The sequence below is a fragment of the Variovorax paradoxus genome (assembly GCF_024734665.1).
Taxonomy (GTDB): domain Bacteria; phylum Pseudomonadota; class Gammaproteobacteria; order Burkholderiales; family Burkholderiaceae_C; genus Variovorax.
Map to the genome: position 1 here is coordinate 4,796,799 of NZ_CP102931.1, position 20,866 is coordinate 4,817,664.

Consider the following 20,866-nt stretch of genomic DNA (forward strand, 5'->3'; position numbering starts at 1 on the left):
TACAACTTCTCGGCCGGTCCGGCTGCCATGCCGGAGGCGGTGCTGCAACGCGCCGCCGCCGAAATGCTCGACTGGCAGGGCAGCGGCATGAGCGTGATGGAAATGAGCCATCGCGGCAAGGAATTCGGTGCGATCTGCACCCAGGCCGAAGCCGACATCCGCACGCTGCTGGCCATCCCATCGCATTTCCACGTCCTGTTCATGCAGGGCGGCGGACTTGGCGAGAACGCCATCGTGCCTTTGAACCTGTCGCGCGGCAAAACCACCGACTTCGTCATCACAGGCAGCTGGAGCATCAAGTCGCACAAGGAAGCGCAGCGCTACTGCGCAACGCGCGTGGTCGCAAGCAACGCCGACGACCAGCACACGAAGCTGCCCGCCCCTGCGACCTGGCAGCTCTCGAAGGATGCCTCGTACGTGCACGTGTGCTCGAACGAAACCATCAACGGCATCGAGTTCCAGCAACTGCCCGACTTGGCCGCACTCGGCAGCAACGCCCCGCTGGTCATCGACTTCTCGTCGCACGTCGCCTCGCGCAGCGTCGACTGGAGCCGCGTGGGCCTTGCCTTCGGCGGCGCCCAAAAGAACCTCGGCCCCGCCGGCCTGACCATCGTGGTCGTGCGCGACGACCTGCTGGGCCACGCGCTCGAGATCTGCCCGAGCGCTTTCAACTACAAGACCGTGGCCGACAACCACTCCATGTACAACACCCCGCCAACCTGGGGCATCTACATGGCGGGGCTTACGTTCCAGTGGCTGCTGCAGCAGACCGAAGGCACGCACACCGGCGTGGCCGCCATGGAGCAGCGCAACATCGCGAAGGCGAAGCTGCTGTACGACTTCATCGACGGCTCCGACTTCTACGCCAACCGAATCGACCCAGGCTGCCGCTCGCGCATGAATGTGCCGTTCTTCCTGGCCGACGAAGGCCGAAACGAGGCTTTTCTGGCCGGCGCGCGCGAGGCCGGGCTGCTGCAGCTCAAGGGCCACAAGTCGGTCGGCGGCATGCGCGCGAGCATTTACAACGCCATGCCGCTGGCAGGGGTGCAGGCACTTGTGGCCTACATGCGAGAATTCGAGCGATCGCATGCCTAGGCGCATGCCCAGCTGCTCGCACCGATGACCGCCTCCGCACCCACACCGCCCTCTTCTCCCTCCGACAACTCCGAAAGCCTGGCCGATCTGCGCGTGCAGATCGACTCGCTCGACCAGCGACTGCTCAGCCTGCTCAACGAGCGGGCCCATGTGGCCGAGCTGGTTGGCGAGGTCAAGAAGCGCGAGGGCACCCCGTTCTTCCGCCCCGACCGCGTGGCGCAGGTCATCGACAAGATGCAGAAGAGCAATGGCGGTCCGCTCAAGGACCTCCACGTGGCGGCCATCTGGCGCGAAATCATGTCGGCCTGCCTGGCGCTCGAGTCGCCACAACGGGTGGCTGTGCTTGGCCCCGAAGGCACCTTCTGCGAGCAAGCCGCCATCGAATACTTCGGCGGTGCCGCCGACCTGATCTATTGCGCCAGCTTCGACGAGGTGTTCCACGCCACCGCTGCGGGCAGCGCCCAGTACGGCGTGGTCGGCGTCGAGAACTCGACCGAAGGCGTGGTCACGCGCTCGCTCGACCTGTTCCTGCATTCGCCCACCCATGTCGTCGGCGAAGTCAGCCTGCTGGTACGTCATCACCTCCTGCGCAGCAGCAATTCGCTCGAAGGCGTGGAGGCCGTGCTGGCCCATCCGCAGGCGCTGGCACAGTGCCAGACCTGGCTGTCCAAGCACCTGCCGAACGCCGAGCGGCGCGCCGTATCGAGCAATGCCGAAGGCGCACGGCTCGCGGCCACCAACCCGGCCTGGGCCGCATTGGCCGGCGAACGCGCGGCCACCCGCTTCGGCCTGCACATCGTGGCGCACGCCATTCAGGACGACTCGTACAACCGAACCCGCTTCTCGGTGATCTGCCTGCCGCAGACGCTGGCCATGCCGCCGGCCTCGGGCCGCGACTGCACGAGCCTGATCGTCTCGGTGCCGAACCGGCCCGGCGCGGTGCACGACCTGCTGGTGCCGCTGAAGGCCAACAACGTGTCGATGACCCGCTTCGAGTCGCGCCCCGCGCGCACAGGCCAGTGGGAGTACTACTTCTACATCGACCTCGACGGCCATCCCTCGCAGCCCAACGTGGCCGCGGCGCTGGCCGAGCTGCGCGGCCTCTGCGCCTTCTACAAGGTGCTGGGCGCCTACCCCGTCAAGGCCTGAGCGGCAGGCAGACACACAGATGTTCGAACAACTGGGACTGATCGGCTGCGGCCTGATGGGCGGCTCCTTTGCGCTCGCACTCAAGCGCGCGAAACTGGTGAAACGTGTGGTCGGCTACAGCAAGTCGCCCTCCACCACCGAGCGGGCACGCCAGCTCGGCGTGATCGACGTGGTAGCGCCTTCGGCGCTGCTGGCGGTGTCGGGCTCCGACATCGTGCTGCTGGCGGTGCCGGTGGCCGCATCGGAAGCCACATTCAAGGCCATCCGCCACGGCATCTCGAACGAGACGCTGGTGATGGACGTCGGCTCGACCAAGGGCGACGTGATCGAGGCCGCGCGCAACGGCCTGCAGCGCCAGTTCGCGAACTTCGTGCCCGCACACCCGATCGCCGGCAAGGAGCTCTCGGGCATCGAGCATGCCGAGGCTTCGCTGTTCACCGGCCGGCAGGTCGTGCTGACGCCCGTGAAGACCACGCTGCGCTCGAACGTGCAGCGGGCCTCGCAGGTATGGAGCGGCATCGGCGCGCACGTCGTCACCATGACGCATGAAGAGCACGACGCCGCCTTCGCCGCCGTGAGCCACCTGCCGCATCTGCTGGCCTTCGCGTACACCAACGCCATCGCCAGCCAGCCGCAGGGCGACCGCTTCCTGAGCCTCGGGGGACCGGGCTTTCGCGATTTCTCGCGCATCGCCGCGAGCGACCCGGTCATGTGGCGCGACGTGCTTCTGGCCAACCGCGAACAGGTGCTGCAACAGTCGCAGGCCTTCCGCAAGGCGCTGGACGATCTCGAAGCGCTGATGGCCGCGGGCGACCTGCAGGCACTGGAGCAATCCATTGCCGCCGCCAGCAAGGCCCGCGCGGCCTGGAAGCCAGCCACCGACACCTCGTCGCAGCAGCAGGACAACTGAGATGTTCTCGACGACCTTCCTCGATCTCCCGCCCCTCGCGGGCGCGGCCGGTACGGTTCGGCTGCCGGGCTCCAAGAGCATCTCCAACCGCGTGCTGCTGCTCGCCGCGCTTGCGAGCGGCACCACCACCATCCACGACCTGCTCGATTCCGACGACACGCGCGTGATGCTCGACGCCCTGCGCGCGCTCGGCTGCGGCATCGACCCGGACGGAAACACGCTGCGCATCACCGGCCTCGGCGGACAGCTGAAGCCCAGCGAAACGCTGCTGCCGCTGTTCCTCGGCAACGCCGGCACCGCGATGCGCCCGCTCACCGCGGCGCTGTCGCTGCTGGGTGGCGAGTTCGAGCTGAGCGGCGTTCCGCGCATGCACGAACGCCCCATCGGCGATCTCGTCGATGCGCTGACCCAGCTCGGCTGCCGCATCGACTACCTCGGCAACCCCGGCTATCCGCCGCTGCGCATCCACCCGGTGCCGCACGGCGACCTGGCGCTCGACGCCCCGATCCGCGTGCGCGGCGACGTGTCGAGCCAGTTCCTGACCGCCCTGCTGCTGGCGTTGCCGCTCGCGGCGGCCAACGACATCGTGATTGAGGTGGTCGGCGAGCTGATCTCCAAGCCATACATCGAGATCACGCTGAACCTGCTCGCGCGCTTCGGCATCCAGGTGCGGCGCGACGGCTGGGAGCGCTTCACCATTCCGGCAGGCAGCAGCTACAGCTCGCCCGGCGACATTCACGTCGAGGCCGACGCCTCGTCTGCTAGCTATTTCATAGCATTAGGCGCAATAGCGACGGGTGTTTCTGGCAAGAACGGCATCCGTATCGAAGGCGTGGGCGCCGATTCGATCCAGGGCGACATCCGCTTCATCGACGCCGCCCGCCAGATGGGCGCGCTGGTCGACAGTGGCCCGAACTGGCTCGAAGTGCGTCGCGGCGCCTGGCCGCTCAAGGCCATCGACCTCGACGCCAACCACATCCCCGACGCCGCGATGACGCTGGCCGTGATGGCGCTCTACGCCGACGGTCCGAGCACGCTGCGCAACATCGCAAGCTGGCGCGTGAAGGAAACCGATCGCATCGACGCCATGGCCAACGAGCTGAAGAAGCTCGGCGCTACCGTCGAGGCCGGCCCCGACTTCATCCGCGTGCATCCGCTGGCGCAGGCCGGCTGGCGTCCGGCGAGCATCCACACCTACGATGATCACCGCGTGGCCATGTGCTTCTCGCTCGCGGCATTCAATCCGGCGGGGGTGCCGGTGCGCATCCTCGATCCGCACTGCGTCGCCAAGACCTTCCCCGACTATTTCGAGACCCTGTTCTCGGTGGCCGAGGCCGCCGAGGTGCCGGTGATCTGCATCGACGGCCCGACCGCCTCCGGCAAGGGTACGCTCGCGGCCGAGGTGGCGCGCCTGCTGGGCTACCACTACCTCGATTCGGGCTCGCTCTACCGCGTGACCGGCCTGGCCATGCGTCGTGCGGGCCTGAGCGCCGACACCCAGCACGAGGCGCAAATTGCCACCCTCGCGGCCGCCCTGCCCCTGCAGTTCACCGAAGGAAAGGTGCTGCTGGCCGGCGAAGACGTCAGTGACGACATCCGCACCGAAGCCGCCGGCATGGACGCCTCCCGCGTCTCCACGCTGCCGGCCGTGCGCGAGGCGCTGCTGGCCCTGCAGCAGCGCTTTCGCCAACTGCCAGGCCTGGTGGCCGACGGGCGCGACATGGGCACCGTGATCTTCCCCGACGCGGCGCTCAAGGTCTTCCTCACGGCCAGCGCCGCCCAGCGCGCCGAACGGCGGCATAAGCAGTTGATTTCAAAGGGTATTTCGACTACACTCGACAGTCTTCGCTCCGACTTGGAAGCTCGTGATGCCCGGGACTCATCCCGCAGCGTTGCCCCTCTGAAGCCGGCGCAAGACGCTCGCCACCTCGACAACTCCCAGTTGTCCATCGAACAATCGATCGACACAGTGTTGGACTGGTGGCAACAAGTACAGCCTTTCAAGCCCGCTTGAAAGGCTGGCGCAAGACGGAATATCCCGGGAATATCCCGAAATATTCATAAGGCGCGTACCGCTCCAGCAGGCTCCTTCCGCGCGACAGCGCACCGGCCTGCTGGTTGTTCAACCAACCCGGGCTCACGCCCACAAACCGCCGTCTACAGACCCACAGCAGCCGCACGCAATTTCGCAAGAGCGCCTGCCAACCCTGCCTGACGGAAGGAACCATAAATGTCTGAATCTTTTGCCGACCTATTCGAAGAGTCCCTGAAGCGTTCCGAAATGCGCACTGGCGAGGTCATCACGGCCGAAGTCGTGCGTGTCGAACACAACCACGTCGTCGTCAACGCCGGTCTGAAGTCCGAAGCGTATGTGCCGATCGAAGAGTTCAAGAACGACAAGGGCGAACTCGAAGTTCAGGCCGGCGATTTCGTTTCCGTTGCCATCGGCAGCGTTGAGAACGGCTACGGCGACACCATCCTCTCGCGCGACACCGCCAAGCGTCTGGCTTCGTGGCTCGCCCTCGAGAAGGCACTGGAATCGGGCGACTTCGTCACCGGCACCACCAGCGGCAAGGTCAAGGGCGGCCTCACGGTCCTGGTCAATGGCATCCGCGCTTTCCTGCCGGGCTCGCTGATCGACACGCGTCCGATCAAGGACCTGACCCCGTACGAAAACAAGACCCTCGAATTCAAGGTCATCAAGCTCGACCGCAAGCGCAACAACGTCGTGCTGTCGCGCCGTGCCGTGGTCGAAGCCAGCATGGGCGAAGAACGCGCCAAGCTGATGGAAACGCTGAAGGAAGGCGCAGTCGTGCGCGGCGTGGTCAAGAACATCACCGAATACGGTGCGTTCGTGGATCTCGGCGGCATCGACGGCCTGCTGCACATCACCGACATGGCATGGCGCCGTGTTCGCCACCCGAGCGAAGTCGTTCAGGCCGGCCAGGAAATCACCGCCAAGATCCTCAAGTTCGACACCGAGAAGAACCGTGTCTCGCTGGGTCTCAAGCAAATGGGTGACGACCCGTGGATGGGCGTTTCGCGCCGCTACCCGCAATCGACCCGCCTGTTCGGCAAGGTCACGAACATTGCCGACTACGGCGCGTTCGTCGAACTCGAACCCGGCATCGAAGGCCTGGTGCACGTCTCCGAAATGGACTGGACCAACAAGAACATCGCTCCGAACAAGATCGTCTCGCTGGGCGACGAAGTCGAAGTCATGGTCCTGGAAATCGACGAAGACAAGCGCCGCATCAGCCTGGGCATGAAGCAGTGCAAGGCCAACCCGTGGCAAGAGTTCGCGCAAAACACCAAGCGCGGCGACCGCGTCAAGGGCCCGATCAAGTCGATCACCGACTTCGGCGTGTTCGTGGGTCTGGCTGCCGGCATCGACGGCCTGGTTCACCTGTCGGACCTCTCGTGGAACGAAGCCGGCGAAACCGCCGTTCGCAACTACAAGAAGGGCCAGGAAGTCGAAGCGATCGTGTTGGCAGTCGACGTCGACCGCGAGCGCATCAGCCTGGGCATCAAGCAGCTCGACAGCGACCCGTTCACCACGTTCACCACCGTGAACGACAAGGGCCAGATCGTGACCGGCAAGGTCAAGACCGTGGACGCCCGCGGCGCTGAAATCGACCTGGGTGAGGACATCCTCGGCTACCTGCGTGCTTCGGAAATCTCGCGCGACCGCGTTGAAGATGCCCGCAACGTGCTGAAGGAAGGCGACGAAGTCACCGCCATCGTCGTGAATGTGGATCGCAAGACCCGCAACATCCAGCTGTCGATCAAGCAGAAGGACATGGTCGACGAACAAGGCGCCATGGCCAGCCTGAGCCAGCAGTCGGCACGCGAAAACGCGGGCACGACCAGCCTGGGCGCACTGCTGCGCGCCAAGCTCGACAACAACGACAGCAAGTAAGCTGAGTCGGAAGACAGAGCAGGCCTTGGGGCCGCTCTGTCTTTTTTTTCGTCCACGTTTTTCGTTTATGTTCGGCCTATGACCCGCTCAGACCTCGTCGAAGAACTCGCAGCGCGCTTTGCACAGCTCACGCACCGCGATGCCGAATACGCCGTCAAGACCATCCTCGACGCCATGAGCGACGCGCTGGTGCGCGGACACCGCATCGAGATCCGTGGCTTCGGCAGCTTCTCGGTCAACCGTCGTCCGCCGCGCATCGGCCGCAACCCGCGTTCGGGCGAGAGCGTGCAGATTCCCGAGAAGCGGGTGCCGCACTTCAAGCCCGGCAAGGCGCTGCGCGAAGCCGTCGATGCACGCACCGCGGAGCTCGACGCCGGCGGCAAGGAAGCCAAGGGCCGCAAGGCCTGACCAGCAGCCGGTCCCGATGGTTGCAAACGTAGAATCGTCCCGCCAACGGGAACGTGCATGAAATACCTCCTGTGGCTGCTCAAGGCAGCCATTTTTTTTACGCTCTTCGCTTTCGCGCTGAACAACCAGCACGACGCGACCGTCTATTTCTTCTTCGGCACCTACTGGCGTGCGCCGCTGGTGCTCGTCGTGCTCGCGGCATTTGCCGGCGGGCTCGTGGTCGGTGCACTGGGCATGCTGCCCGGCTGGTGGAAGCACCGCACCGCCGCGGCGCAACTGCCTGCCGCTGCCGAAACGCAGGCATCCACGCCGTCGACCACCGCGGTTGCACCGGCAGCCGCACCCTCCATCTCCGCCACCGACCTCCCCGCCGTACGTCAACATGGACTTTGATCCCAGCTGGCTGCTGATCAGCCTGCCCGTCGCCTTCGTGCTGGGCTGGCTCGCATCGCGCTTCGACATCCGGCAACTCAAGCTCGAGAACCGCCAGGCCCCCAAGGCCTACTTTCGCGGCCTCAACTTCCTGCTCAACGAACAGCAGGACCAGGCCATCGACGCCTTCATCGAGGCCGTGCAGAACGACCCCGACACGCAAGAGCTGCACTTCGCACTCGGCAACCTCTTTCGCCGTCGCGGCGAGTACCAGCGCGCAGTGCGCGTGCACGAGCACCTGCTGGGCCGCGGCGACTTGAGCCGCAGCGATCGCGAACGCGCACAGCACGCGCTGGCGCAAGACTTTCTGCGCGCCGGCCTGCTCGATCGCGCCGAAGCCGCGCTGCAAAAGCTCGAGGGCACGCGCTACGAGAACGAGGCGCGGCTCTCGCTGCTGGCCATCTACGAGCGCTCGCGCGAATGGGCACAGGCCGCCGACGTGGCGCAGAAGCTCGATGAATCAGACCAGGCCAGCTACAGCACGCGCCGCGCGCATCACCTCTGCGAGCAAGCCACCGAGCGCGTGGCGGCAGGCGACCTGCCCGGCGCGGCAAAGCTGCTCGCGCAGGCCGTCGAGCTCGCGCCGCAGGCACCGCGGCCCGCCATCGACACGGCCAACCTGCAGCTGCGCAACGGCGAAGCAGCCGCAGCCTTCGATACGCTCGTGGCCCTGAGCGAGACCGCACCGCTGGCACTGCCGCTCTACGCCGCCGCGCTGCAGCAGGCTGCCGTGGCCGCGCACCGCGAAGGCGAAGCGCTCGCGCTGCTGCAACGCCGCTACGTGGAGTCGCCGTCGATCGACGTGCTCGAGGCGCTGATGGCGCTCGGCGGCACACCGACCGCCACCGCCGAAGAACCCAACCCCACGCCGCGCGACGGCTACATCGCGCATCTTGCGCAGCAACCCTCGCTGGTCGCGGCCTCGCGCTGGCTCGCGGGTGAGCACTTCGAACACCAGCAGTTCCATCCGCAAGTGCAACGCGCGCTCGACCAGGCCACCCGGCCGCTCATGCGCTACCGCTGCGCAGCCTGCGGTTTCGAGGCGCACCAGTACTTCTGGCACTGCCCCGGCTGCCAGGCCTGGGACAGCTATCCGCCGCGCCGCGTCGAAGAACTCTGATCACATTTCTGAACAATGGTCACGTAGAAGCCGGCACGGCTTTCACGAGTCAACGCCCTTCTTTCTCTCCTCGTTGAGCCTGGGCCGACGTTTCTGTCGGCTGTCACTCATCAACAAAAAAGAGGGAGTTTTTCATCATGTTCAAGAAAATCCTGGCCACCACGGCCTTGCTGTTCGCAGCCGTTTCGTTCGCCGCCGTCGACGTCAACAAAGGTACCGAGGCCGACCTCGACGGCGTCAAGGGCGTTGGCCCGTCGATGTCCAAGCGCATCCTCGAAGCGCGCAAGGAAGGCGAGTTCAAGGACTGGCCCGACCTCATGCAGCGCGTCAAAGGCGTGAAGGAGAAGAAGGCGGCCAAGCTGTCGGCCGAAGGCCTGACGGTCAATGGCAAGAGCTTCGGTGATGCGGCACCTGCGGCCTCGAAGGAAGCGAAGGCTCCCAAGGCTGCCAAGCCCTGATTCCGCTCCGGTAGAAATATGCAAAGCCGCCTTCGGGCGGCTTTTTCATGCGCGCCATGGCAGGGAAATGCCTCAGGAAGTGGTCCGGAATTTGCACGTAAGCTTCCTTTCGTTTTGCTTTCAATCCATTCCGGAGCGCGTACATGAATCACAAGTTCGGCATTGCCCTCGCGGGCCTCACCCTCGGCGCCGCAGCCTTCGCGCAGACCAAGTGGGACCTCCCCACGGCCTACCCGGCTACCAACTACCACACGGAAAACATCACCCAGTTCGCGAAGGACGTCGACGCAGCCACGGGCGGCAAGGTGAAGATCACGGTGCATGCCAACGCCTCGCTGTTCAAGGCGCCCGAGATCAAGCGCGCCGTGCAAAGCGGCCAGGCGCAGGCCGGCGAGATCCTGCTGGCCAACTACGCGAACGAGAACCCGATCTACGCGCTCGACGGCGTGCCCTTCCTCGCCACCACCTACCCCGAGGCAAGAAAGCTCTACGACGCATCGAAGCCCGCCATGGACAAGTTGCTCGCGGCCCAGGGCATCAAGGTGCTGTTCATGGTGCCGTGGGCGCCGCAGGGCATCTACACAAAGAAGGAAATCGGCTCGGTGGCCGACCTGCGCGGCATCAAGTGGCGTGCCTACAGCCCGGCCACCGCCAAGATCGCCGAACTCATCGGCGCGCAGCCGGTGCAGATCCAGCAGGCCGAGCTCAGCGCGGCCATGGCCACGGGCGTGATCGAGAGCTACATGAGCTCGGGCTCCACCGGCTACGACACCAAGACCTACGAGCACATCAAGAACTTCTACGACACGCAGGCCTGGATTCCGAAGAACGCGATTCTCGTCAACGCCAAGGCCTTCGATGCGCTCGACGCCACCACCAAGGCAGCCGTCACCAAGGCCGCAGCCGATGCCGAGGTGCGCGGCTGGAAGGTCGCGCAGGAGAAGAACGACGAGTACAAGCGCCTGCTCGCCGAGCGCGGCATGAAGGTGCACAAGCCCTCGCCCAAGCTCGACGCGGACATGCGCCAGGTCGGCGGCATCATGCAGACCGACTGGCTCAAGGCCGCCGGTGCCGATGGCGCCGCCATCGTCGACGCTTATAAAAAGAAGTAAGCCGTGCGCCGCTTTCTCGACCGCCTGTACGACGGTGCAGGCGCACTCGGCGCGTTCTGCGTGTTCCTGATCTTCGTGCTGATGATCCTGGCCGGCGTGGGCCGGCAGATGAACTGGCATGTGAGCGGGCTCAACGACGTGGTGGCCTGGCTGTGCGCCGCCGCTGCGTTCTTCGCGATGGCGCATGCATTCCGTCACGGCGACTTCGTGCGCGTGACGCTGCTGCTCGAAGCCGTGCCGCCGAAGGTGCGGCGCATGCTCGATGTGACATGCCTGCTGATCGCGTCGGTGTCCGTGGCCTACCTCACCTACTGGGCCACCAGCTTCACCTACGAGAGCTACGAGTTCGCCGAGATGGCCACCGGCCTCGTCGTCATTCCGATCTGGATTCCGCAATCGACCTTCGTCATCGGCTGCTGGCTGCTGCTGATTGCGATGGTCGACGAACTGGTCGGCGTGGTGCGCGGCGAGAAGCCCAGCTACCAGCGCGCCATCGAAGAGCGGCATGCCGCCGGCGATTTCTCCTCCGACGTCTGACGCCCATGCTTGAAACCCTGCTCATGGGCGCGCTGCTGCTCGCCATCATGCTGCTCCTGCTCGCGGGCGGCGTCTGGATCGCGATGACGCTGGCCATCGTCGGCTGGGTCGGCCAGGCCTTCTTCACCAACACGCTGCCGGGCAAGAACCTGTTCTCCGCCTTCTGGGAAAGCAACGCCAGCTGGGAGCTCGCGGCGCTGCCGCTTTTCATCTGGATGGGCGAGATTCTTTTCAGGACCAAGCTCAGCGAGGAGATGTTCGAGGGCCTGCGCCCCTGGCTCAACCGTGTGCCCGGCCGGCTGATGCACACCACCATCCTCGGCTGCGGCGTGTTCGGCTCGGTCTCTGGCTCGTCGGCCGCTACCTGCGCGACCATCGCCAAGGTGGCGCTGCCCGAGCTCAAGCGCCGCGGCTACAACGAGAAGCTGGCCATCGGCTCGCTCGCCACCGCAGGCACGCTGGGCATCCTGATTCCGCCGTCGATCACGATGGTGGTGTACGCCGTGGCTGCCGACGCCTCGATCATCCGCATCTTCCTGGCCGGCTTTCTTCCGGGCTTTCTGCTGATGCTGCTGTTCTCGGGCTACATCGGCTGGTGGAGCCTGCGCAACCCCGACCAGGTGCCGCCGGCCGATCCGCCGACCACCTTCATGGAGAAGATCCGGCTGTCGGGCAACCTGATTCCCTGCGCACTGCTGATCGTCTTCATCGTCTGGGTGCTGGTGGCCGGCTGGGCCACGGCCACCGAGTGCGCGGCCTTCGGCGTGCTGGGCTCGCTGGCCATCGCGGCCTGGGGCCGCAGCCTGACCTGGAAGAACTTCAAGGACGGCATCATGGGCGCCACCCGCACCAGCTGCATGATCATGTTCATCCTGGCCGGCGCGGCGTTCCTCACCAAGACCATGGCCTTCACCGGCATTCCGCGCGAGCTGGCGGAATGGGTCGACAGCATGCACCTGTCGCCCTACGCGCTCATCGGCGCGCTGGTAGTCGTGTACCTGGTGCTCGGCACGGCGCTCGACGGCATCTCGATGATCGTGCTGACCAGCGCGGTGGTGCTGCCGATGATCCAGAAGGCCGGCTTCGACCTGATCTGGTTCGGCATCTTCATCGTGCTGCTGGTCGAGATCGCCGAGGTCACGCCGCCGGTGGGCTTCAACCTCTTCGTGCTGCAGAACATGACCGGGAAAGACAGCAACGTTATCGCCAAGGCGGCGATTCCGTTCTTCTTCTGCCTGGTGCTGTGCATCGTGCTGATCACGCTGTTCCCGAGCATCGTGACGATCCTGCCCGATGTGGTGATGGGCAAGGAAAAGTAGAAAGAGAAAGGCCGTCCGGCAGCTTGCGGATAATCGCCGGCATGCTGCTGAACGTCCTCGTCATCTGCCTCGCCGCGTGTGTCGGCGCCCTCATGCGCTGGGGCTTCGCCCTGTGGCTCAACCCCGGCGGCATCCTGCCCTGGGGCACGCTGGCGGTGAACCTTATCGGCGGCTACCTGATCGGCGTGGCCATCGGTGTGTTCAGCGGCCTGCCGGACATCAACCCCGCGTGGCGGCTCATGGTCATCACCGGCTTCCTGGGCACGCTCACCACCTTCTCCAGCTTCTCCGCGGAAGTGGTCGGCATGCTCATGGGCGGCAGGCTCGGCCTCGCGATGGGCACGATTGCACTGCACCTGGGTGGCTCGCTTTGCATGACCTGGCTCGGGTTGCGCACGGTGCAGGCGTTCTCCTCCTGAAATCGAGCGAAAAACTGCCTTATGTCTTGCGGTTATAGATAGGGCCTTCAATAGGGTCGGTCGATAGAATTGCCCGCAATGCCCCTGGTCTTTCTTATCGCCCTCCCCTTCATTGCCAGCGTGCTGGCCGCGTTGATGCCTTCCAACGCGCGCAACAGGGAGTCGACGCTGGCGGGACTGGTCGCGCTGGGCTGCGCCATCCAGGTCGCATGGTTCTTCCCGCAGATCGCGCACGGCAATGTGCTGCGGCAAGAAATCGAATGGCTGCCGGCCCTCGGCCTGAACCTCGTGTTCCGCATGGACGGCTTCGCATGGCTGTTCTGCATGCTGGTGCTGGGCATCGGCGCGCTGGTGGTGCTCTATGCGCGCTACTACATGTCGGCCTCCGATCCGGTGCCGCGCTTCTTCTCGTTCTTCCTCGCGTTCATGGGCGCGATGATGGGCGTGGTGCTCTCGGGCAACCTCATTCAGATGGTGCTGTTCTGGGAGCTCACCAGCCTGTTCTCGTTCCTTCTCATCGGCTACTGGCACCACCGCCGCGACGCGCGGCGCGGGGCGCGCATGGCGCTCACCGTTACCGGCGCTGGCGGGTTGTGCCTGCTGGCCGGCGTGCTGGTGCTGGGCCGCATCGTCGGCAGCTACGAGCTCGACGTGGTGCTGGCCTCGGGCGACCTCATTCGCGCGCATGCGCTGTACCCGGTGGCGCTGGTGCTGGTGCTGCTCGGCGCCTTCACCAAGAGCGCGCAGTTCCCGTTCCACTTCTGGCTGCCGCGCGCCATGGCCGCGCCCACGCCGGTATCGGCCTACCTGCACTCGGCCACGATGGTGAAGCTCGGCGTGTTCCTGATGGCGCGGCTGTGGCCCGTGCTCTCGGGCACCGAGCAGTGGTTCTGGATGGTGGGCGGCGCGGGCGCCGTCACGCTGCTGCTCGGCGGCTTCATCGCCATGTTCCAACGCGACCTGAAGGCGCTGCTGGCCTACTCGACCATCTCGCACCTCGGGCTCATCACGCTGCTGCTGGGCCTGAACAGCCCGCTCGCGGCGGTGGCAGCGGTCTTCCACGTGATGAACCACGCGACCTTCAAGGCGTCGCTGTTCATGGCGGCCGGCATCATCGACCACGAGACCGGCACGCGCGACATCCGCAAGCTCAGCGGCCTGATGCGGCTCATGCCCATCACGGGCACGCTGGCCATCATCGCCAGCGCCTCGATGGCCGGCGTGCCGCTGCTCAACGGCTTTCTCTCGAAGGAAATGTTCTTCGCCGAGACGGTGTTCATCCAGTCGACGCCGTGGGTCGACTTCAGCTTGCCGGTCATCGCCACCATTGCCGGCATCTTCAGCGTGGCGTATTCGGCGCGCTTCGTGTTCGACGTGTTTTTCGGCCCTCCCTGCGGCGACGAGGTGCCCAAGCACCCTCACGAGCCGCCGCACTGGATGCGCGTGCCGGTCGAGCTGCTGGTGCTGGTGTGCCTGGTGGTGGGCGTGATGCCGGCGTGGTCGGTCGGCCCGATGCTGGCGGCGGCCGCCTCGCCGGTCGTCGGCGGCACGCTGCCCGAGTACAGCCTTGCCGTGTGGCACGGCTTCAACCTGCCACTGCTGATGAGCTTCGTGGCGCTGGTGGGCGGCGCCGCGCTGTACCTGCTGCAGCGCCGCCGGCGCGCACGCGGCGGCCTCGAGCACACGCCGCTGCTGCATCGCTTCGATGGCCAGGCCATCTTCGAGCACCTGCTGGCGCTGCTGAGCGAGGCGGGCCGGCGCAGCCGCCGCCTGTTCGGCACGCGCCGGCTGCAGTGGCAGTTGCTGCTGCTGGTGGTCGTGGCCGTGGCGGGCGCCGCGGCTTCCCTGTGGGCCGCGCCCGCCGCACCCGGCACGCGCGAGCTGCTGCCCTTCTCGCCGATGTTCGCCATGACCTGGATCATCGGTGGCACCTGCGCGCTGGCCGCCGCGTGGCAGGCCAAGTTCCATCGGCTGGCGGCACTGATGCTGGCCTCGGGTGCGGGGCTGGTCTCTTGCGTGACCTACATCTGGTTCTCGGCGCCCGACCTCGCGTTGACGCAACTGGTGGTCGAGGCCGTGACCACGGTGCTCATCCTGCTGGGCCTGCGCTGGCTGCCGATGCGCAGCAAGGACGTCATTCAACCTGCGCGCGCGCGGCTGCGGCCCTGGGGCCGGCGCGGACGCGACCTGCTGGTGGCCACCATCGCCGGCGGCGGCATGGCCTCGCTGGCGTGGGCCATGATGACGCGCAACTTCCCGCAGAGCATCTCGCCCTTCTTCCTCGAACACGCGCTCACCGAGGGCGGCGGCACCAACGTGGTCAACGTGATGCTGGTCGACTTCCGCGGCTTCGACACCTTCGGCGAGATCACCGTGCTGGGCATCGTGGCGCTCACCGTGTATGCGCTGCTGCGGCGCTTCCGCCCTGCCCTCGAATCGATGGCCCTGCCGGTCCAGCAGCGCCTGCAGGTCGACGACGGCAGCAGCGACCTGCTGAACCCGCGCCGCGCCAAGGACACCGCCGTCGGCTACCTGATGGTGCCGGCCGTGCTGGTGCGGCTGGTGCTGCCGCTGGCGGCGCTGGTGTCGGTCTACTTCTTCATGCGCGGCCACAACGCGCCGGGCGGCGGCTTCGTCGCGGGGCTGGTGATGTCGGTCGCACTGGTGCTGCAGTTCATCGTGTCGGGCACCGAGTGGGTGGAAGAGCATCTGCGCATCTACCCGCGCCGCTGGATCGCCACCGGCCTGCTGCTGGCGCTGGCCACCGGCGGTGGCGCGATGTTCTTCGGCTATCCCTTCCTGACCACGCACACCGCGCACCTGCATCTGCCTTTGCTGGGCGAAGTGCACGTGCCCAGCGCCCTCTTCTTCGACATCGGCGTGTTCGCGCTGGTGCTCGGCGCCACCATGCTGATCCTGACCGCGCTGGCCCACCAGTCGATACGAAGCCACCGCTGGGCCGACGAGCAGGCCGAGAAAGAAGCCGAAGCCGCCGCGGCTGCTGTCGCCGCAGGGGGAGCCAGCTGATGGAAATCGTGCTCGCACTCGCCATCGGCGTGCTCACCGGCTCTGGCGTGTACATGCTGCTGCGCCCTCGCACCTTCCAGGTCATCATGGGCCTGACGCTGATCTCTTATGCGGTCAACCTGTTCATCTTCAGCATGGGCAGGCTCAAGGTCGACAGCGAGCCGGTGCTCATCAAGGGCCTCACCTCCACGCTGGCCAACACGGCCGACCCGATGCCTCAAGCCCTCGTGCTGACGGCCATCGTGATCGGCTTTGCGATGACGGCGTTGTTCCTCGTTGTGATGCTCGCCTCGCGCGGCCTCACCGGCACCGACCACGTGGACGGTGAAGAACGGCAGGAGGCAGAGTGAAAGAGATCTTCCACCTGCTCGACGAACTGCTCGAGTTCAGCATGCCGCACCTGGTGGCGGTGCCGATCCTCGTGCCCATGCTCACGGCCGCGCTCATGCTGCTGCTGGGCGAGAACCGGCGGCGCACCAAGTCGGCCCTGAGCGTGGTCTCGGGCCTCGTCGGCCTGCTTGCCGCGCTTGCGCTGCTGCGCTGGGTGAACGCGGCCGACACCGGCGGCGGGCCCGGCTCCATCGGCGTCTACCTGCCGGGCAACTGGCGCGCACCCTTCGGCATCGTGCTGGTGGCCGACCGGCTCTCGACCATGATGGTCGCGCTCACGGGCGTGATCGCCTTTGCCGCGTCGATCTATTCCACCTCGCGCTGGGACCGCGCGGGCGTGCATTTCCATCCGCTGCTGCAACTGCAGCTCATGGGCCTGAACGGCGCCTTCCTCACGGGCGACCTGTTCAACCTGTTCGTCTTCTTCGAGGTGATGCTCGCGGCCTCGTACGGCCTGCTGCTGCACGGCTCGGGGCGGCTGCGCGTGCAGGCGGGGCTGCACTACATCGCGATCAACCTCGCGGCGTCGTCGCTGTTCCTGATCGGCGCGGCCATCCTCTACGGCGTGACCGGCACGCTCAACATGGCCGATCTCGGCGTGCGCATCGCCGAACTCGCACCGGGCGACCGCGGCCTGGTGCATGCGGCAGCGGCCATTCTCGCGACCGCCTTCTTCGCCAAAGCCGGCGCATGGCCGCTCAACTTCTGGCTGGTGCCGGCCTACAGCGCGTCGGTGTCGCCCGTGGGGGCGGTGTTCGCACTGCTGACCAAGCTCGGCGTCTACACGATCCTGCGGCTGTGGACCGTGCTGTTCGCACCCGACACCGGCGACTCCGCCGCCTTCGGGCAGGCGGCGCTGGTCGGCGTGGGCCTTGCCACGCTGTTCGTGGGGGCGCTCGGCATCGTCGGCACGCAGCGGCTGTCGAACCTCGCGGGCTTCAGCGTGCTGGTATCCGCGGGCACCCTGCTCGCGGCGGTCGGGCTCGGACAGCCTGCCGTGTGGGCTGGCGCGCTGTACTACCTGCTGAGCTCCACGCTGGCGGTCAGCGCCTTCTTCCTGCTGACCGACATGATCGAACGCTGGCGCAACGCGGGCATGAGCGTGGCGCCACACGAGGCGGCCGGCAATGCGCCCTTCCTCGCCGAAGACCTGCGCGCACTCAACGACGTGAACCTCGACGACGAGGCACAAGCGCTCTACGGCCGCGCGATTCCCGCCGGCGTTGCCTTCCTGGGCCTGAGCTTCATGGGCTGCACGCTGCTGCTCGCGGGCCTGCCGCCGCTGTCGGGTTTCATCGGCAAGTTCGCGATGCTCTCGGGCATGCTCGGCGCCAAGGCGATTGGCACCGCCGGCTGGATCTTTCTTGCGCTGCTGATCGCCTCGGGCTTCCTCTCGCTGATTGCATTGAGCCGCACCGGCATCCGCCACTTCTGGACGCAACTTCACCCCACCATGCCCTCGCTGCCCGCGCTCGAAGTGCTGCCGGTGGCTGCGCTGCTCGCGGCCAGCGTGGCGCTGACCGTGTGGGCCGGACCTGTCATGCAGCACGCCAGGGCCACCGCGGACGGACTGAAGACCCCCACGCCATATCGCAACGCGGTGCTGGGCGCGCGGCAGATACCGAACCCTGTGAAGAAGGAAGGCACGGCCCCATGAAGCGCCTGATTCCTTCTCCGTCGCTGTCGTTCGCGCTGTTCATCGTCTGGCTGCTGCTCAACCAGTCGCTCGACGCCGCCACGCTGCTGGCGGCCCTGATCCTCGCCATCGCGGTGCCACTGCTCACCGAGGGCCTGCGCCCGGCGGCGGTGCGCATGCGCCGGCCCGACGTTGCGCTGCGGCTGTCCTTCGTCGTGACCTTCGACATGCTGAAGTCGGCGTACGACGTGGCCTGTCTGCTGCTCACGCGGCGCACCTCGCGCATCGCCTCGAAGTTCGTGCAGATTCCGCTCGACATGCGCGACCCCAACGGGCTCGCGGTGCTGGCCATGGTGATGTGTCTCACGCCCGGCACCGCCTGGGGCGAAGTGTCGTTCGACCGCAGCACGCTCTTGATCCACGTGTTCGACCTCGACGACGAGGCCGCCTTCGTCGCGATGATCAAGCAGCGCTACGAGCGCCCCCTGATGGAGATCTTCGAGTCATGACACCCATCCTCTTCTGGGCCCTGAAGTTCGCGCTCTTCCTGCTGGCCGTGGCCATGCTGTGCGCACTCTCGCGGCTGCTGATAGGCCCGAGCGCACAAGACCGCGTGATGGCCCTCGACTGCCTCTACATCAACGGCATGCTGATGATGCTGGTGCTCGGCATCATCTACGCGAGCAACGTCTACTTCGAGGCGGCGCTGCTGATCGCGCTGTTCGGCTTCGTCGGCTCCACGGCCATGGCCAAGTTCCTGCTGCGCGGGGAGGTGATCGAATGACGGACTTCATCGTGGGCCCGCTGCCGCTGTGGGCCGAGATCATCACCGCCGTGTTTGCTGTGCTGGGCGCGGCCTTCGCGGCGATCGGTTCATTCGGCCTGGTGCGGCTGCCCACCTTCTTCCGCCGCATCCATGCGCCCACGCTGGGCGCGACGGTGGGCGTGTGGTGCATGACGGTCGCCACCATCGTCTACTTCTCAGTGCAGGGCTTCAGCCTGTTCCTGCATGCGGTGCTGATCGTGCTGTTCATTGCGCTCACGGCGCCGATCACCACCATCTTCCTGATGCGTGCGGCGCTGTTCCGCGAGCGGCAAAAGGGTGGCGACGTGCCGCCCGAGGCAAAGTCGGGCTGATTCATTGGCGGAGGGGAGTACCCGGTGCCATTCGCGCTCACCCCGAAAAAGGCAAATCAGCTCGGCAGCAGCTGCTGCATCTCCTTGGCCCGCGCCACCTCGACCTCACGCGGCAACGTCACCGCATTCTTCACAGCCAGTATCTCGGCCATCACGCTCACCGCGATCTCCGGCGGCGTCTTGCTACCGATGTAGATGCCGATAGGCCCACGCAGCCGCGCGAGAGATTCTTCGGTCTGGTCGAAGTGCTCGATCATGCGGTCGCGCCGCGCGTCGGCATTGCGGCGCGAGCCGATGGCGCCGACGTAGAAGGCTTCGCTCTGCAGCGCTTCGAGCAGCGCGAGGTCGTCCAGCTTGGGGTCGTGCGTGAGCGCCACCACGCAGCTGCGGCGATCGGGCTTGAAGGCCAGCACCGCGTCGTCGGGCATCTCGGTCGTGATGTGCACGCCGGGCAGCGACCACGCGGTGCGGTATTCGGCGCGCGGATCACACAACGTCACGGCAAAGCCGCTGAACTTGGCCATCGTCGCGAGGTACTCGGCCAGCTGGCCGGCGCCGATCAGCAGCATGCGGTACTCGGGGCCGAAGGTGTTGGTGAGCTCGACCTCGTTCACGCTGAGCTCGTCGGGGGCTTTCGCTTCGGCGAGCCGCACCGCGCCGGTGGCGAGCGTCACCGTGCGCTGCATGAGCTTGCCTTGTTCCAGCTGCGCGACCAGCAGGTCGAGCGAATCGGCATCGGGCGCGTATTCGAGCAGCAGCTCCAGCGTGCCGCCGCAGGGCAGTCCGAAGCGATGCGCCTCGTCGGCGGTAATGCCGTACTTCACGAGCGCGGGCGGCGCGCCCAGTGGCACGTCTTCGCCCTTGCCATGCGCGTGGCTGTAGCGCGCGATCAGGTCGTCCTCGATGCAGCCGCCCGAGACCGAACCGACCACCGCGCCGTCTTCGGCCAGCGCCATGATCGAACCCACGGGCCGGGGCGACGAGCCCCAAGTGCGCACAACGGTCGTCAGCAGCGCGCGCTTGCCGGCACGCCGCCAGTCGCGCAGCGTGCGCAGCACCATGACGTCCAAGTTTTCCATGGCGCGGCTGGCTCCTAGCTGCTGGCGTCGCCCGGTGCGGCGGGCGCGTCCTTGTTGTTGTCGTCATCCTTCTTGCCAAGGCCGATCTTCTTCATGAAGCCGGACATCACGCCGGTCTTCTCGGCCGGCGCCTCGGCAGCTTCCACGACCGGCGCGGGTGGCGGGCCGTAGCGGCTCTGCATCTCGGCCTCGAAACGCTTGAAGAAATCGTCGGCCGTGGACTTGGCAGCGCCGTCGATCAGGCGCTGGCCGAGCTGGGCGATCTTGCCGCCCACCTGCGCCTGCACGGTGTAGTCGAGCTCGCAGCCTGCCGCGGCGGGTGGTGGCGACGCGGCCTCCGCCTCGTGCGCAACGGCGGCGTCCACCGGCGCAGCCGCAACAACCGCGGCTTCGTCCACTGCCACCGGCTTGAGCGTGACGCTCGACGAGCCCTTGGCGAATCCCGCCACGCCGCCCTGCCCTTCGAAGCTCAGCTTGTAGCCATCGGGCGCCACGATGTCCGACAGCTGCACCTTGCCGTTGAACTTGGCCGACACCGGGCCGATCTTCAACGCGAGCGCGACGCTGTACTGGTTATCGCCCGTGAGCTCGAACTTGTCGCAGCCGGGAATGCATTTCTTCAGCGTCTCGGGGTCGTTGAGCGCTTCCCAGGCCTGTTGTTGGGTGATGCCGAGGCGGCGGTTTCCGAGCATTTCCATGGTGGGTTTCCTTTGTCTTCC

Annotated in this window: 21 protein-coding genes; 19 read left to right on the forward strand and 2 right to left on the reverse strand. The window is 66.4% G+C overall.

Annotation, left to right across the window (positions count from 1 at the left end):
• Positions 1–27: 27 nt before the first annotated feature.
• The 19 genes from serC (at position 28) to mnhG (ending at position 19,068) form a co-directional block, all read left to right on the forward strand.
• Positions 28–1,095 (forward strand): 3-phosphoserine/phosphohydroxythreonine transaminase, encoded by a 1,068-nt coding sequence (serC, locus tag NWF24_RS22690; protein WP_258355338.1) that lies wholly within the window; start codon positions 28–30, stop codon positions 1,093–1,095.
• Between the two features lie 24 nt (positions 1,096–1,119).
• Entirely contained in the window at positions 1,120–2,244 is a 1,125-nt protein-coding gene (gene pheA, locus NWF24_RS22695; RefSeq protein WP_093050110.1) for a prephenate dehydratase, read from the forward strand.
• A gap of 19 nt (positions 2,245–2,263) precedes the next feature.
• The gene (locus NWF24_RS22700) at positions 2,264–3,154 is read left to right on the forward strand and encodes a prephenate dehydrogenase (protein ID WP_093050107.1); all 891 of its coding nucleotides are present in this window, start codon (positions 2,264–2,266) and stop codon (positions 3,152–3,154) included.
• 1 nt (position 3,155) lies between these two features.
• Positions 3,156–5,168 (forward strand): bifunctional 3-phosphoshikimate 1-carboxyvinyltransferase/cytidylate kinase, encoded by a 2,013-nt coding sequence (locus NWF24_RS22705; protein ID WP_258350521.1) that lies wholly within the window; start codon positions 3,156–3,158, stop codon positions 5,166–5,168.
• A gap of 216 nt (positions 5,169–5,384) precedes the next feature.
• Positions 5,385–7,073, forward strand: coding sequence for a 30S ribosomal protein S1 (gene rpsA, locus NWF24_RS22710; RefSeq protein WP_258350522.1), 1,689 nt, complete (start codon positions 5,385–5,387; stop codon positions 7,071–7,073).
• A gap of 78 nt (positions 7,074–7,151) precedes the next feature.
• Positions 7,152–7,481, forward strand: a complete 330-nt coding sequence (locus NWF24_RS22715; protein WP_093050102.1) for an integration host factor subunit beta — start codon at positions 7,152–7,154, stop codon at positions 7,479–7,481.
• Between the two features lie 57 nt (positions 7,482–7,538).
• Positions 7,539–7,874, forward strand: a complete 336-nt coding sequence (locus NWF24_RS22720) for a LapA family protein (protein WP_258350523.1) — start codon at positions 7,539–7,541, stop codon at positions 7,872–7,874.
• Positions 7,864–9,033 carry a lipopolysaccharide assembly protein LapB gene (gene lapB, locus NWF24_RS22725; protein ID WP_093050096.1) on the forward strand — a complete coding sequence of 390 codons (1,170 nt, stop codon included), beginning with the start codon at positions 7,864–7,866 and terminating at the stop codon, positions 9,031–9,033. Before NWF24_RS22720 ends, lapB begins: the two co-directional genes overlap by 11 nt.
• Before the next feature lie 137 nt (positions 9,034–9,170).
• On the forward strand, positions 9,171–9,491 hold the full coding sequence (locus NWF24_RS22730) for a ComEA family DNA-binding protein (protein WP_258350524.1): 321 nt from the start codon (positions 9,171–9,173) through the stop codon (positions 9,489–9,491).
• Positions 9,492–9,634: 143 nt separating this feature from the next.
• Positions 9,635–10,603: a TRAP transporter substrate-binding protein gene (locus NWF24_RS22735; RefSeq protein ID WP_093050090.1), complete on the forward strand. Its 969-nt coding sequence runs from the start codon at positions 9,635–9,637 to the stop codon at positions 10,601–10,603.
• A gap of 3 nt (positions 10,604–10,606) precedes the next feature.
• Positions 10,607–11,140 (forward strand): TRAP transporter small permease, encoded by a 534-nt coding sequence (locus tag NWF24_RS22740; RefSeq protein WP_258350525.1) that lies wholly within the window; start codon positions 10,607–10,609, stop codon positions 11,138–11,140.
• A 5-nt stretch (positions 11,141–11,145) separates the two neighbouring features.
• Positions 11,146–12,459, forward strand: coding sequence for a TRAP transporter large permease (locus NWF24_RS22745; protein WP_093050084.1), 1,314 nt, complete (start codon positions 11,146–11,148; stop codon positions 12,457–12,459).
• A gap of 41 nt (positions 12,460–12,500) precedes the next feature.
• Complete coding sequence (crcB, locus tag NWF24_RS22750; protein ID WP_093075291.1) at positions 12,501–12,878, forward strand: fluoride efflux transporter CrcB; 378 nt, start codon at positions 12,501–12,503, stop codon at positions 12,876–12,878.
• Positions 12,879–12,956: 78 nt separating this feature from the next.
• Positions 12,957–15,905, forward strand: a complete 2,949-nt coding sequence (locus tag NWF24_RS22755) for a monovalent cation/H+ antiporter subunit A (RefSeq protein WP_258350526.1) — start codon at positions 12,957–12,959, stop codon at positions 15,903–15,905.
• Positions 15,905–16,255, forward strand: coding sequence for a Na+/H+ antiporter subunit C (locus NWF24_RS22760; protein WP_093050075.1), 351 nt, complete (start codon positions 15,905–15,907; stop codon positions 16,253–16,255). The genes NWF24_RS22755 and NWF24_RS22760 overlap by 1 nt, the downstream gene beginning before the upstream one ends.
• Positions 16,256–16,296: 41 nt before the next feature.
• Positions 16,297–17,952, forward strand: a complete 1,656-nt coding sequence (locus tag NWF24_RS22765; protein ID WP_258355339.1) for a monovalent cation/H+ antiporter subunit D — start codon at positions 16,297–16,299, stop codon at positions 17,950–17,952.
• Positions 17,949–18,440: a Na+/H+ antiporter subunit E gene (locus NWF24_RS22770; RefSeq protein ID WP_258350527.1), complete on the forward strand. Its 492-nt coding sequence runs from the start codon at positions 17,949–17,951 to the stop codon at positions 18,438–18,440. Before NWF24_RS22765 ends, NWF24_RS22770 begins: the two co-directional genes overlap by 4 nt.
• Positions 18,437–18,715, forward strand: a complete 279-nt coding sequence (locus tag NWF24_RS22775; protein ID WP_093050069.1) for a K+/H+ antiporter subunit F — start codon at positions 18,437–18,439, stop codon at positions 18,713–18,715. The genes NWF24_RS22770 and NWF24_RS22775 overlap by 4 nt, the downstream gene beginning before the upstream one ends.
• A complete protein-coding gene (gene mnhG / locus NWF24_RS22780) occupies positions 18,712–19,068 on the forward strand; it encodes a monovalent cation/H(+) antiporter subunit G (RefSeq protein WP_093050066.1) in 357 nt (118 codons plus the stop codon). Before NWF24_RS22775 ends, mnhG begins: the two co-directional genes overlap by 4 nt.
• Positions 19,069–19,124: 56 nt before the next feature.
• On the opposite strand, the gene NWF24_RS22785 is transcribed toward mnhG, so the two are convergent.
• Both NWF24_RS22785 and NWF24_RS22790 read right to left on the reverse strand, forming a co-directional pair.
• Positions 19,125–20,147 carry an XdhC family protein gene (locus NWF24_RS22785; RefSeq protein ID WP_258350528.1) on the reverse strand — a complete coding sequence of 341 codons (1,023 nt, stop codon included), beginning with the start codon at positions 20,145–20,147 and terminating at the stop codon, positions 19,125–19,127.
• Between the two features lie 14 nt (positions 20,148–20,161).
• Positions 20,162–20,845 (reverse strand): CoxG family protein, encoded by a 684-nt coding sequence (locus NWF24_RS22790; RefSeq protein WP_258350529.1) that lies wholly within the window; start codon positions 20,843–20,845, stop codon positions 20,162–20,164.
• Between the last annotated feature and the right edge of the window lie 21 nt (positions 20,846–20,866).